This window comes from Burkholderia sp. Ac-20345 (assembly GCF_017104825.1).
GTDB classification, from domain to species: Bacteria; Pseudomonadota; Gammaproteobacteria; order Burkholderiales; family Burkholderiaceae; genus Burkholderia; species Burkholderia lata_B.
The window spans coordinates 33,726-48,021 of record NZ_JAAGPO010000024.1; the positions used below are offsets into that span (position 1 = coordinate 33,726).

Consider the following 14,296-nt stretch of genomic DNA (forward strand, 5'->3'; position numbering starts at 1 on the left):
CGCGGCGATCACAACATGAGAGAAGGGGCCAGGTGCATGCGCGGGTTCTGTAAAGCGCTCGGAGTGATCCTGAGCATGTCAGTCGTTGGCATCGCGGCGGCTCAAGCCGCTTCCAGCGAACTGGCATTTCCGCGTTTCACCCAGGCGGAGGGCCGGACGGATAGCGACGGCCTCCCGCTATCCGGCGCGAAACTCTGCGTGCTTCCCGAGCGTGCGCCGTGCTTCCAGATGCCGCCTGCGCCGCTTCCCAATTCGCCGAAGGAGTTTTACCAGTTCGGACTGATGCCACGATCCGAACGATTGCCGATTGCGTCCGGCGGTTCCTGGGTGTTCTTCTCGGGGATGTTCTCGGGTGGCGGCAGCGGGATGCTGGAGCGCGTGGCGATCTTGCGTTATGGCGCGAACGGCAAGATCGAAAACCTGATGCCGGAAGTCACCCAGACGGAGTCCGCTGACCGCGCGATGTGGAAGGTGCCGGACGTGTCGCCCTATCCGGTGTTCGTTCGGGCGGACTTCGTGTGGGCCGACAACGAGGATCATTTCGGCAAGCACTTCTTCGAAGTCGATGCGTGGGTGTTCGATCCCGCAACCAGCCAGTACAGGAAGCGGTTTTCCTACCGGACGACCAGGCGCTATGAGCGCGGCGACAGCTCGGATCATGTACTGAGCGCCGAGCGTGCGGAAATCATGCGGCGCCTCGCCGCGAGCAAGTAGCCTGCGCACACACGTGTACAAGAAGCCGGCGACGGGCTTCGTCGGACCGGAGCAACTCGAGCGGCCCCCTGCGTCAAATTGCCGAAAGCGAAGCTGCGCCCCCGCGGCGCATACGCCCGGGGGCATCGCACGACTGTAAATGAAGCGCGTCAGCGAGTAGCGTTCGCCGCCGCTTCGTCGATCAGCGCGGCCACTTCGACGGGATGCGACGCGAGCGACGCGTGACTGGCCGGCAGCGTAATCACCTTTCGCGGATTGATTCTCGCGGACATGCGCTGTTGATTCTCCGGAGCGATCATCCGATCGTCTCTGGAGATCTGATACCACGACGGTTTGACCTTCCACGCCGGCGACGTGATTGCGTCGCCGAAGGTGCTTGCCAGCGGAGCCTTTTGCGTGACGGCCATGACGAGCCCGTCGTCGTCGCCGAGGTCCTGGCAAAAGCTCTCGTGGAATTTATCCGCTTTGACCCACAGATAGCCGTCGCTGTCCGGCGCGAGGTTGGCTGCCGCGGCCGGCGGATGCTGCTGCGTAATTGCGCCGGGGCTTTCGCCGGCGTCCGGCGCGAAGGCGGCGATGTAGACAAGCCCCGCGACGTTGTCCGCGCTACCGGCCTCGGTAATGACGGCCCCGCCGTATGAATGCCCGACGAGCAGAACGGGGCCTTGAATTTGGGCGATCATTTTCCGCGTGCGATTGACGTCATCGGCCAGGGACGTCAACGGAAGTTCGACGGCGTGAATCGACCGATGACCTTTTCGGCTCAGTTCGACAATGACCTTGGCCCAATGCGCGGCACCGCCCCAGAAGCCATGGACGAGCAAGATTGTCGGCGTGGTGTTCATCGAGATGCTCCTCAGTTTAGAGATCGAATGTTCGAATGTCTTGAGACGATTCGTGACATGCTGTGCGTTCGGACTGCTGATATTTGGCAAGCGCGCATCAGCCGGACTGCTCGTTCGATGGAGCGGGCGACGGGCGATGCCGGCTGAAATTATCGAATGGCGCATCCATCGGATCTACGGCCAAAACGCCGAAGATTATGCCGAGACGCCACGAAGCGCGAGAAACCCCACTCCATATGGCAAGGACGTTCGATGCATTCGCCAGATGTGTTCTCCGAGATTTATGCCCGTGCGCGCGTGCGCGGTCGGGTGAGCGTATTGACGTGTCCGGGCGTCGTGGCACCGAGTGTGCTCGAAGGCAGTAACGTGTTCATCCATGCTGTTCAACAGGGCGCATGCCGACTGGTGGTGAACGAAAGCGGGGAGGTCGTCGTGCTCGAGTCCGGCGATGTGGGTGCCCTGATGAAAGGGCAGCGTCATCGTATCGACGTGCAGCCGCATGCGGCTGCACCTGGAGGTCCGCGCTCGGCCGGCGTGAGGATCATTACCATCGCACTCACGTTTGACGGCGTCGGTGGCGACATTCTCGCCCGTGGTCTGCCGGACGTCATGACCGTGCGGGGATGCGAACAGGCCGAAGCTGGTTCCGGGCCTTCAGCCCAATGGATCCCGACAACGATCGGCGCCATCGATCTCGAACTTCAGGCGCCCACGGTGGGAAGCGAAGTCATGCTGTCGAAGACGGCGGAGCTGATGTTCATCTGGCTGATCAGGTGTCACATGGCAAGCGGCGATCCGGCCAAGCGAGGCTGGGCCGCTGCGCTGGCCGACCCCGCGGTGAATCAGGCGCTGTCGCTGTTGCATGCCGATCCCGGCTACGAATGGCGTGTCCCGGAGCTTGCCGGGCGCGTGGGGCAGTCGCGCTCTGCGTTTTCCCAGAAATTCGTCGATGTCATGGGCGAGACGCCCATGCGCTATCTCGTGAATTGGCGCATGGACCTCGCCGCGCACCTGCTTGCTTCGTCGACGCTTCGCATTTCGAAGATCGCCGAGCAAGCGGGATATGCGACACAGGCTGCATTCGGGCGAGTTTTCCGGCGACGTTACGGCATGTCGCCGTCGGACTATCGTGACAAGTACGCTGCGGAATCCGGTCATGCGGAGCAGTAAACGAGGTCCGGTAATCGAACAGGAACCGATGGTCAGGGCCAGTGCCGGTTTTACGGATGGCAACGCGCTTTTCATGTTTATTGCGCTGGTTGGCATTCAGCCGGAATGCCCCTATCGCTGCGCGTCCCCGTAAGTCTCCCTGCACACCTCGCGCAGCGCCTCCACGAGCAGATCCCGTGCGGGCGAGCGCGAATCGGCCGCGCGAGTGAACAGCGCGATAGGTGGAAGCGTCCACACCAGCGAGTAAGGCACGATCGCCACACCGGCGATCCGCACCAGTTCTTCCGCGATATCGGCGGGCACGATCGATACGGCCTCGTCGCTCGACGCGATCATTTCGCCAATCAGCTTGGACGAGTAACTTTCGACGATCGGAACGGGCGGCGCGATGCCGGCCGACAGGAACAGGTCGGTCACCTGTTCGCGCATCGGCGTATGCGGTGCGCCGAGAATCCAGTCGAGCGCGTGCAGCTTGTGCCAGTCGAGCGCGGTGCGGGCCAGTTTCGCGGCAAGACGCCGGCTCGCGATCATGCGGGGCTGCTGCTGGTACAGCACCTCGAAGGAGACCTGGCCCAGGTCGATCGCCGACGACGCCCGCCCGATCACGATGTCGACGCTGTGGTCCCGGAGCTGCAGCAGGAGCTGATCGCTGGTGCCTTCGTGAATCGTCACGGTCAGGCGCCGCTCCATGCGCGCTTGCAGCCGCTTGAGCGCCGCCGACAGCATCTGGCCGGAAATGAACGGAATCACGCCGATGTGCAGGTGCGCCGCATGCCCGGCGGCGACGGCCTCCATCTCGCGGGCGAGGTGGTCGAGATCCTTGAGCATCGCCTTCGCCCGCTCGAGCACGACCGCGCCGAGCGCGGTGGGCCGCATGCCGCGCGACGAGCGCTCGAAAAGCGGCGTGCCGAACATGCTCTCCAGCTCGGAGAGGGCGTTGGTCACGGCCGGCTGGCTGCTGGCCATGTGCTCCGCGACGCGCGTCAGCGATCCGTGCTGCTGGATCTGCAGCAACAACACCAGGTGCCGCATCTTCAGACGCGCGCCCAGCCGCCTGACCACGTCGTTTGCGTCAAAAGTCATTGACTGGTCACGTATGCATCATGAAAAGGTGATGGGCCGATATTAAAACAGAATCGGCACCTTATGGCGGATCCCTAGAATCCCCTTCATGGATCGCGCCGGGACTGGCCTGGCGCCCATGCCCGGATCGAAAAACATGAAACAGACTGAGACGCAGCAGCAGGCAGCCTTCGACTATCACGAATTTCCTACCCCGGGAAAGATCTCGGTCGTCGCCAGCAAGCCGCTCGTGACCCAGCGCGATCTCGCGCTGGCCTACACGCCGGGCGTGGCGAGCGTGTGCGAGGCCATCGCCGCCGATCCGCTGCAGGCGCACCGTTTCACGAGCCGCGGCAACCTGGTGGGCGTGATCACGAACGGTACGGCCGTGCTGGGCCTGGGCAACATCGGCCCGCTCGCGTCCAAGCCGGTCATGGAAGGCAAGGCCGTCCTCTTCAAGAAGTTCGCGGGGATCGACGTCTTCGACATCGAGATCAACGAAACCGATCCGGACAAGCTGGTCGACATCATTGCCGGTCTCGAGCCGACCTTCGGCGGCATCAACCTCGAGGACATCAAGGCGCCCGAGTGCTTCACGGTCGAGCAGAAGCTGCGCGAACGCATGAAGATTCCCGTCTTCCACGACGACCAGCACGGCACCGCGATCACCGTTTCCGCCGCGTTCATCAACGGGCTGAAGGTCGTCGGGAAGTCGATCTCGGAAGTGAAGGTCGTGACGTCGGGAGCCGGGGCGGCCGCACTGGCCTGCCTGGACCTGCTGGTCGACCTCGGGCTGCCGGTTGAAAACGTCTGGGTGACCGACATCGAAGGCGTCGTCTATCGCGGCCGCACGACGCTGATGGACCCGGCGAAGTCGCGCTTTGCGCAGGAAACCGATGCGCGCAAGCTGGCCGAAGTCATCGGCGGCGCGGACGTGTTCCTGGGCCTGTCGGTCGGCGGCATCCTGACCGCCGACATGCTGAAGGCGATGGCGCCGCGCCCGCTGATTCTCGCGCTGGCCAATCCCACGCCGGAAATTTTCCCGGAACTGGCGCATGCGACGCGCGACGACGTCGTCATCGCGACGGGCCGCTCGGACTACCCGAACCAGGTCAACAACGTCCTTTGCTTCCCGTACATCTTCCGCGGCGCGCTGGACGTGGGCGCGACGACGATCACCCGTGAAATGGAGATCGCCGCGGTTCACGCGATCGCGGGGCTGGCCGAGGAAGAGCAGAACGAAGTCGTCGCGGCCGCCTATGGTGCGTATGACGTGGCGTTCGGCGCGCAATACCTGATTCCGAAGCCGTTCGACCCGCGCCTGATCGTGCGTATCGCACCGGCCGTGGCCAAGGCGGCGATGGAGGGCGGCGTGGCGAAGCGTCCGCTGACCGATCTCGACGCGTACGTCGAGCAACTGCAGCAATTCGTCTACCATTCCGGCGCGTTCATGAAGCCTTTGTTCGCGACGGCGCGCCGGCTGGTGCGCGACGGCGGCAAGGCGCGGATCGTCTTTACCGAAGGCGAGGACGAGCGCGTGCTCCGCGCGGTGCAGGTGATCGTCGACGAGAAGCTGGCGCGTCCGATCCTGGTCGGGCGCCCGGAGGTGCTGCTGGCGCGCATCGAGCGATTCGGCCTGCGGATCCGGCTCGGCCAGGATGTCGAGGTGACGAACCCCGAGTATGACGAGCGGTTCCCGCAGTACTGGACGACGTATTGGGAACTGCGGTGCCGGGATGGCATCTCGAAGGAAATGGCGCGGGTCGAGATGCGGCGGCGCCTGACGCTGATCGGCGCAATGATGGTGCGGCTCGGCGATGCGGACGGGATGATCTGCGGGACGGTGGGCGAGTATCACAACCACCTGCGTTTCGTCGACGAGGTGATCGGGAAGAAGCCGGGTGCTTCCACCTATGCGGCGATGAACATCCTGTTGCTCGACCAGCGGACGGTCGCGCTGGTGGATACGCACGTCAACGACAATCCCGACGCGGAGCAGATTGCGGAATTCACGATTGCCGCGGCTCGTCAGATGGAATGGCTGAACCTGACGCCGAAGGCGGCGTTGCTGTCGCGGTCGAACTTCGGGTCGGGGAGTGCGGCTTCGGGCGTGAAGATGCGCCGGGCGCTGGAGATCGTCCGCGAGCACGCGCCGGATATCGAAGCGGACGGCGAGATGCATGGCGACTGCGCGCTCGACGAGGGCTTGCGGTCGAGGCTGCTGCCGATGTCGCCGCTCAAGGGGGCTGCCAACCTGCTCGTTTGCCCGAACGTGGATGCGGGGAACATCGCGTACAACCTGCTCAAGACCGAAGCGGGCAGCAACGTGGCGGTGGGGCCGTTCCTGCTGGGCGTCAACGCGCCGGTGAACATTCTCACGTCGAGTGCGACCGTGCGGCGGATCGTGAACATGGCGGCGTTGACGGTGATCGAGGCGAATCGCAGCGCGTCTGCCTGAGCAGGCAGCGGAAGGAGCGGTCGCGGCTCCGCGAGGCGACGGATAGCGGATTCCCAGGTGCGGCGGGTTCCGCTATCCGGTCGCCTGGCGAGCGCTGGTTTCGCTGGCTGTTCCTGTCGCGTTGGCGTGCTTGTCTGACGAGGCTGGCTACGGCCAGCTTCGGACTTCGGCAATCGTTTGCCTGCAGCCACCCGGACCTCGGCTTTACCCTGAACCGGATACCTCGAACACCCGCACCGACGTCCCGCCCCGATGCAGCGAAGCAATCGATTTGATCAGTATCACGTAATAATTGCCTCGTTGCGACGCCCCGCAGCCCTCACTATTGATACCAATCCTAACAATGTTTTGGGGCTCGATACTTTCGATATCATCCGATAATTAGCTTTTATTTTCGTCTAAAATCGCGCTTCTTCTTACTTTATGACGGGAATCGTTTTGATTAAACTGACGAAAAATCTCTCGCGCACGGCCATCGCCGCATGCGTTGCATATGCCGGGCTCATGCCCTTGTCCCAATCCGCGAAGGCTCAGGTCGAACCTCTGAAGAATCCCGTCTACGGTGTGACCCTCGACGACCTGACCAAACTGGACGCAATCGTCGCGTCGTTGCAGAACCTGCCGTACAAGCCCACCGTGCGTGTCGTGTTCGATCCGGGTACGTCGGCCGCCGACTACTACGCACCGCTGCTGCGCCTGCACGCAGTCGCGTACGTGATGGGCGAAGTCTACGATTCTTACTATTTCCCTACGGATCTCGCCACGTATCAGGCACGCACGCAGGAACTGGTGTCGCAGCTGAAGAACACCGTCGACGTCTGGGAGATCGCGAACGAAATCAACGGCGAATGGCTGCGTAACAACCCGAGCGGCACGAACAGCGTGGTCAACTCGCAAGAGCAGCAGATCGGCCAGATGGTTGCGGCAGCCAACCAGATCGTCAAATCGAACGGCGGCAAGACGGCCATCACGCTGTACTACAACGACGACAGCAAGGGCAACAACTGCTGGGAGAAGCCGCAGGATTACTGGAAGACGTGGCCGACCACCTTCCTGTCGTCGACGGTCCGCCAGCAAGCCGACTACGCGCTGTTCAGCTACTACCCGTACCAGGATTGCCCGGGGCTGAATCCGTCGTGGAAGAACGATTTCGCGGCGCTGGAAAGCATCTTCCCGAACGCGAAGGTCGGCTTTGGTGAAATCGGTACCTCGGATACCTCCGCGCCGGCGTCGGTGCAGCAGAACCTGATCAAGACGTACTACCCGATGGTCAACAGCATGACCGATCCGCGTTTCATCGGCGGATTCTTCTGGTGGAACTACGTCGAGCAAATGCTCCCGTATTCGACGAGCTCGTACTTCCAGCTGCTGCGTCAAACGATCCTTCCGCTCAAGGCGCCCAACTAAGCGAAAAGCGCCGTTCAAGAACAAGCGTCAGCGTCGATGGCTAGAACCACAATGTCGCGCGTACCACGAGACCACGTGCGCGTGCCGCTGACGTCAACCCGAACCGGTATTGCACCGTGACATCCAGATAGCTTGCCGGTGCGCTATATCGGCCTTCGCGAAACCAGTACCGAACCTGGATGCCGGGCCCGGCGCCGATCGCCGTCTTGTCCGGCTGCCGATTGTCGTGATCGCCGGCCACCGCGGCGTGCGGGTAGATGGTCAGCCGATCGCTGATCATCGGCAAACGCCACGTGTGCCCGTAACGCAACTCCGAATAAATGATGTATCGCCCCGCGCTGATGAAGTAAGCGCCCTCGACATACGCCTGCCAGCTGCGCCAGCTCGGTTCGGTGACCCTCAGGTCGGTCCCGCCTTCCGACGAATAACCCAGGCGCATCAGCCAGTCCGTCATCGACAGGCTGCCGACATGGAACAGCCGCTCGGCGGTCAGCACGACGTTCTGGTCGGGCAGCGGCTTGTAGCGCGCGCCCACCGAACCCTGCACGGTCGGCAGTCCGGTCGTGTTGCCCGATCCGTCGTAGGCCGTGCCGTATCCGCGCACGAAGAACTGGAAGATGCGGCCGTTCTGATAGCCGATCTTCGGCGGCTGCCAATACACTTCTACACCCGGCTGCAACACGCTGATGGTGCCTTGCGAACCGAACGCAGCCTGCTGGTACGGCGCGCTCAGCACGAAACCCCAACTGCGCTGAAGCTGCTCGACCTCCCGCCGATAACCGAACTTGTGCTGCGCATCGAAGGTGTGTTCGTTTTCATCGGCGTCGAGGCTGTGCTCGAACAGATCGATGGATTCCTGGTTCAGCCCGATCCGCTTGGCGGCGTAGCCCGCGTCCGCGTAGTTCATCGCGTTGCCGGCACCGCCGGAAAATCCCTCCTGAAATGCGTCGAGCGCCTCGCGATCCTTGTGGTCGCGCAGGAGGTCATAGGCCTCCTGCAACTTCTGTTGCGCGGTATTGTCCACCGGCGCCTGATCGGACTGATCGTCCTGCCGCGCCTGCGCCGCGATCGACGCGGCCATGTTGCGCTCACCGTCGTTCGTCGCGTCGCCGGCCGCCAGGTCCGCCATGCGAATGGCGGTGTCGCGGTCGCCTGCCTGCAGGCTCATCTGTGCGATACGCACCTGGACCACAGCCGATTTTTCATCGGCCAGCGGCGCCAGCGCGATGCCGGCTTCATGCGGAAGCTTCGCTGCGAGCGCGCTGTCCGCCCAGGCGAGACGCAGGTTGCGCTGCTGTTCCTTGCTCCACTTTCCGGTCGTGACGGCGGCCGAGAAATCGCTGCAGGCGACGTCGTAGCGCATCTGGCGTTGCGCCAGGTAGCCATGCTGCGCGCGTACCGCCGCACTCTTCGGAAAACGAACGAGCAGCGATTCCACCATCGCGTCCGCTTCGTCGACCTTTCCTTCCCGTCTGTATACGTCGACGAGCAGCAGCCCGAGCTGTTCGCTTCCGGGCTGAATCTTGATGGCGCGCGACGCATACACTTCCGCGAGAGGCAGGTCGCCGGCATTGATCGCCTTGTAGGCGCTGTCGGCGAGCTTGTAGGCCTTGGGCGTCAGTTGCTGCGCAGCCGATGCCGGCGCCTGCCAGGCCAGCGACACGGCGATCGCCAGTGCGCTCAACCGCGCGCAGCGCTTGAGGCTGGTCGCGATCGGGAATGTCGAATGCTTCATGCCTGTTCTCCCGACGGTTTTTTCACGGGGGAGCCTTCCTGCGCAGCCGGATCGCCGTCGCGTACGCGCGCGAGTTCGACGAAGCGCGAGTGCCGCGAGAGTTCGGCGGCAATCTCCGCATCGCAGGCGATGAAGTAGGCAACATTCGATCGCGCTCCCCGTCGCACGACATCCTGTTCGTCCTGGCTGAGCGGCCGCCCGACCGCCACGTTCAACGTACCGTCATCCGCCGTCGAAAACGGGACGGCACGGTACGCGTACTGCAGCTCGAATGCCAGCGAATCCGCGAAGTGGCCCACCGCGACATTGCCGAGGCTCACCCGCGGCAGCTCGGCTTGTTCGGCGATCGCATCGGCCAGCGATTCGGAGGAGATCGCGCAGCCTTCGACCAGCAGCTCTCCCAGCCGCCTGCCGCAGGTCAGCTGTTTCTCGAGGCTCGCCTGCAACTGCTCCAGCGTGACCACGCCCCAGCCGACCAGGATCTCGCCGACTTTCAGGCGTGCCTTCCCGAGCGCTTCGTTCGACAGGTAGGTATGACTGGTCTTGTCCCAGGCGATCGGCTTGCCGGTCACCAGGTGGCGGATATAGATGCGCCACGCACGGCACACCGCGTAGAAATTGATCAGGTTGTTGACGAACATCCGCGGAATCGACAGCAGCCCCTGGGTCGGGCCGTTCAGCTTGCTGACGAAATGGAAGCGCTGCCCGGCGCGCGCGAACAGCATCGCGGTGTTGATCCACAGCAGCGGTGCGACCCATTGGCTCGCCATGACGAGCGGGGCGCCGTCCGGGATGACATGGCCGGCTCTCTGAAGCGCGCCGAGCAACAGGAAGTTGATCAGCACGCCATAGGCAATGACCGAAAACAGCGAGGTCACGATGCCCTTGCGATCATGGAAGAACATGTATCGGGTGAGCAGATTGCCTTTCCAGCCGAGTTGCTCCCAGCCCTGGAAGGCAATGCCGAGGATCCAGCGTGTGCGCTGACGGTATGCGGTACGAAATGTTTTCGGAAAATACTCGCGCGTGGCCAGCAGGTTTCGATTGGCGGCGCCACCCTGCGCGCGTTTGTCCTCTGCATCACGCGTGATCCCCGTCAGCGGAATGCACGCAAAGGTTTCCTTCATCCCCAGGTCTCTCAGCCGGAAGCTGAAGTCGTAGTCCTCGGTCAGCGAACTGGTGTTGAACGGAGAGCCGTTGCGTTCCTTCATCGCTGCTTCGATCGAGCGCCTGCTGTAGCACGACGCCACGCCCGCGCCCGGGACGATGCCGGTCAGCCGGGCGCGCACCGGTACATCCTTCTGGTGCGTTTCGCTGAAGTCGTCCATGTAGCATCCGGCGACGAACTCGTTCCATTTCCGCGGTAACGACAGCACGGGAAGCTGGACCAGGTCGCTATCTGCAACCGCGTGATTGAGATACTTGAGTTCGACCGGATGAATGACGTCCTCGCAGTCGTGCATCACGACGCCCGCGAACTGAATGTGATGGATCGATTCGTAGCGCAGGATGGCCTCGATGATCCAGTTCAGGCAGTCCGCCTTGCAGGTCGGCCCGTCGTTCATGACCGTCGCGCGCGTGACCCTGCCCGGGTAGCGGCGAACCATGCGTTCGACCTCGGCTGTGGTCTCGGCATCGTTGTGATAGGTGCCGACGAATATCACGTATCGCTCGTACTCGAGGGTCGCCAACGTGTTTTCGATCATCTTGGCGATGACGTCGTATTCCTTCCAGGCCGGAACCATCAGCGCCAGATGTCGCTCTTCCTGCGCGCGCAGCATGCCGATATCGACCGTTTGCGATTTTTCGCGGCGCAGGATGCGCCGGATTTCAAATGACCAGTAACAGGCGTCCAGCGTGAGGTCATCCAGTGTGCTCACCAGGATGACGATTGCGGTCACAATGGCGACAAGGTTAAGTGCATATAAGTATGCACTCCAAATCATGTTATCCATCATTTTATCCGCACTTTTATCTTGTATTTGATTATTTCCCCTCGTATCGACACAAGACGAAACGTTCCCCGTCCTCGTCGTCCCCGTCACGTCCACTACGTGGCTTGCGCCACACGAATTCCTGCCGCTCGAAAAAGCGTCGCGCAGGACGCAAGATTCCTCGATTTGGCCAGGTCACATCGCGAACGATGCAACGCATTCAGTGGATGACTTTTTGACAGCCCGTTTACCGCTTGCCTGCCTCCGTCCCTGCATTCCTCAACGCTTGCAGCCGCTCTACACCCGACGCACGCGCAGTGCCCCCGCGTACCGACTCCGCAGCACACAGCTCATGTAGCAAGTCGTGCGCCATCGCTGCGCGACCCTTGAGCGTGCGGGCGTCGCGGGACGCCTCACAGGATCGGCCCGCCGAATCCGAGCCAAATGTTTCAGCGCTGAAACACGCGGTCGATCGACCGGATGACACATCGTTTTCAGACCTTCTGCCGGGCCTCGGCTGCGGCCCTCTGCAAATCGTCACGCGATTCCAGCGGTGACCGGCAGGGCGGATTGGCGTGGAACCCGAAAATCCGGCGTGTCAGTCGTTGTGGCGCATGCGAGCGTGCGACCCACGGCGATCGTCGCATCGCGATCCGCGAGGCATAGAGCGCAACAGGTCTTACCTTGGGCGCAAGAGCAGGTGTCGCGCGTTTGTCCGATTAAATTCGTGACACCGCCGCGTTGCATGCCTGAAACGTTTTATCGAAGCATTTTCGAGCTGCAGCGGTGCGCCATTTTCGGCGCCTTGGCGCTATGCCCATTTGCGACCGATGGTACGGTTCTAGCTTGAAAGTAAAGCCATCTCCTCCCGGATTTATTTGTCTGGTTTCAATTGCGCATCAAAAGCTTAACGACATAGCGCCCCGATTCCGGATGGTGATTAGCCGTGTTCGTTTCGTGAGCGAGATGAACTTATTTTGCATATCAAAGGATGAAAATCATGCCTTCGCATCGCAATCAATCTTTTCGAAACGGGTTGAGCGCCGCCGGATCGATCGTCGCGTTGATCACCATGCTCATCTTCGCCGTCGGCGTTCAGGATGTGGGTGCGCAGCAGACGAGTAATTCCTCTGCCCTGACGATCAAGCCGCCTCCGCTGCCGAACGGCTCGGCACACGTCACCGTGAAAGCCGGCATGTCCGAGGAGGATTGGGAAAAGGCGTACAAGGAAACGGGCCGCCCGAAGTTCAGCAAGAAGTCTGTCAGCAAAACCAACGGCAATGTGGAACGTGACTAGGGAGAAACGGCCATGAAAAAGATCTTGCTCGTTATTGCCCTGCTTGCGGGGCTCGCGCAAATGACATTGCCGGGCACCGCGCACGCGCAGACCACCACCGCCCATACGCTCATCCTGTACGACAATCCGGCCAACGATCCGTTTTCGAAGCTGGGCCTGATGTACAGCATCATGCTGAGGAACCTGCTGGGTCACTTCAATACGACGGTCGATCTGGTTCCGATCCAGAATTACACGTCCGGCATGGTCGGGAATCACGACGCCACGTTCTATATCGGCGACTACTACAACAACCCGATTCCGGCGGCGTTCATGAGCGACGTGATGACCACCAAGAAGACGGTGGTCTGGTTCAAGTACAACCTGTGGCAGTTGGCATGGAACACGGCCTACACGTTCAACCAGACCTTCGGGTTCAGCTTCGTGGGCCTCGCCGGGATGAACGCGACGCCGTCGTCGAGCAATCCGAATCCCGGCTTCTACGATACGGTCACGTACAAGAACCTGTCGATGGTCAAGTACTACGCGTATAACGCATCGACCGGCGTCATCAGCGCGGATCCGGATGTCGGCCTGACCCAGGTCGTCGATGCCACCAAGGCGCAGGCGCTCGTCACCATCAAGAACAGCCAGAGCGGCGCAAGCGCTCCGTACATCATGCGCTCGGGCAACTTCTGGTACTTCGCGGACATGCCGTTTTCCTACATCGGCCCGACGGATCGCTACCTGGTGATTTGCGACATCCTGCACGACATCCTGCAGACCAATGCACCGGTGAATCATCGTGCGCTCATCCGCCTGGAGGACCTCGACGCGTACACGACCACGAGTTCGATGCAACTGCTGACGAACTACATGTACTCGAAGAAGATCCCGTTCACGATGGCAACCATCCCGTTGTATACGGACCCGAACGGCTTTTACAACGGCGGCGTGCCGGAGACGATCCATCTGGCGCAGGCAACGGGCCTCAAGAAAGCGTTGAATTACGCGCTTTTGCGCGGCGGCTCGATCGTGATGCACGGGTATACGCACCAGTACGATTCGACGCCGAACCTGCTGAATGCAGTCAGCGGCAGCGACTACGAGTTCTGGTACGCAGTGCAGAACCGGCCAGTTGATGAGGACTCCATCCCGTGGGCGGAAGGTAGAATGGCCGATGGCCTGCTCGAGTTCACGCTCAACGGTTACAAGGTCGTCGGCTGGGCCGCGCCGCAGTACCAGATGTCGCCGGCCGCGTCGTCTGCGACGGCCCTCACGTTCCCGACCACGTTCCAGCGGGCCGTGTATTACACCGCGGCCAATCCGCAACTCGGAACGGGTGCCGCCAACCAGGACTTTTCCGCCGGGCAGTTTTTCCCGTACATCATCAACACCGATTACTACGGGCAGCGGATCGTTCCGGAGAACCTGGGCAGCGTGCAGTACAACATCTGCAATATCGACCCGTTCTCGTGCATCACGTACACGTGGCAGCAAATCGTGACCAATGCCCAGTATGGTCTGGCGGTGCGGGACGGCTTCGCGTCCTTTTTCTTCCATCCGTACTGGCTTGAGCCCGATCTCGGATTGCCGGCATACCAGGACTTCCAGAGCATGATTACCGGCATTACGAATCTCGGCTACAAGTGGGTGGACGGCACGACGGCCAAGTGACGCCGGCGTAGCGACAGC

General features: G+C 61.9%; 10 protein-coding genes. 6 read left to right on the plus strand and 4 right to left on the minus strand.

Annotated features, from left to right (window positions below; genetic code table 11):
* The first annotated feature begins 36 nt into the window (after positions 1-36).
* Complete coding sequence (locus G3O06_RS11810) at positions 37-714, plus strand: hypothetical protein (protein ID WP_205816128.1); 678 nt, start codon at positions 37-39, stop codon at positions 712-714.
* Between the two features lie 149 nt (positions 715-863).
* On the opposite strand, the gene G3O06_RS11815 is transcribed toward G3O06_RS11810, so the two are convergent.
* Complete coding sequence (locus tag G3O06_RS11815; RefSeq protein ID WP_205816129.1) at positions 864-1,559, minus strand: alpha/beta hydrolase; 696 nt, start codon at positions 1,557-1,559, stop codon at positions 864-866.
* A 252-nt stretch (positions 1,560-1,811) separates the two neighbouring features.
* Here G3O06_RS11815 and G3O06_RS11820 point away from each other — a divergent pair, with 252 nt between their 5' ends.
* Positions 1,812-2,729: an AraC family transcriptional regulator gene (locus G3O06_RS11820; RefSeq protein WP_205816130.1), complete on the plus strand. Its 918-nt coding sequence runs from the start codon at positions 1,812-1,814 to the stop codon at positions 2,727-2,729.
* A gap of 111 nt (positions 2,730-2,840) precedes the next feature.
* Here G3O06_RS11820 and G3O06_RS11825 read toward each other — a convergent pair whose 3' ends face one another.
* A complete protein-coding gene (locus G3O06_RS11825) occupies positions 2,841-3,812 on the minus strand; it encodes a LysR substrate-binding domain-containing protein (RefSeq protein WP_174999620.1) in 972 nt (323 codons plus the stop codon).
* A gap of 136 nt (positions 3,813-3,948) precedes the next feature.
* Here G3O06_RS11825 and G3O06_RS11830 point away from each other — a divergent pair, with 136 nt between their 5' ends.
* Both G3O06_RS11830 and G3O06_RS11835 read left to right on the plus strand, forming a co-directional pair.
* A complete protein-coding gene (locus G3O06_RS11830; protein WP_174970504.1) occupies positions 3,949-6,249 on the plus strand; it encodes an NADP-dependent malic enzyme in 2,301 nt (766 codons plus the stop codon).
* A gap of 504 nt (positions 6,250-6,753) precedes the next feature.
* Entirely contained in the window at positions 6,754-7,656 is a 903-nt protein-coding gene (locus tag G3O06_RS11835) for a hypothetical protein (RefSeq protein WP_241019822.1), read from the plus strand.
* Between the two features lie 40 nt (positions 7,657-7,696).
* Here the strand turns inward: G3O06_RS11835 and G3O06_RS11840 are convergent, their stop codons facing one another.
* Both G3O06_RS11840 and G3O06_RS11845 read right to left on the minus strand, forming a co-directional pair.
* Positions 7,697-9,391 (minus strand): bacteriophage N4 adsorption protein A, encoded by a 1,695-nt coding sequence (locus G3O06_RS11840; RefSeq protein WP_205816132.1) that lies wholly within the window; start codon positions 9,389-9,391, stop codon positions 7,697-7,699.
* The gene (locus G3O06_RS11845) at positions 9,388-11,436 is read right to left on the minus strand and encodes a glycosyl transferase family protein (RefSeq protein WP_346779509.1); all 2,049 of its coding nucleotides are present in this window, start codon (positions 11,434-11,436) and stop codon (positions 9,388-9,390) included. The genes G3O06_RS11840 and G3O06_RS11845 overlap by 4 nt, the downstream gene beginning before the upstream one ends.
* A gap of 889 nt (positions 11,437-12,325) precedes the next feature.
* Here G3O06_RS11845 and G3O06_RS11850 point away from each other — a divergent pair.
* Positions 12,326-12,622: a hypothetical protein gene (locus G3O06_RS11850; protein WP_241019824.1), complete on the plus strand. Its 297-nt coding sequence runs from the start codon at positions 12,326-12,328 to the stop codon at positions 12,620-12,622.
* Between the two features lie 12 nt (positions 12,623-12,634).
* Entirely contained in the window at positions 12,635-14,278 is a 1,644-nt protein-coding gene (locus tag G3O06_RS11855) for a DUF2334 domain-containing protein (protein ID WP_205816133.1), read from the plus strand.
* Positions 14,279-14,296 lie beyond the last annotated feature (18 nt).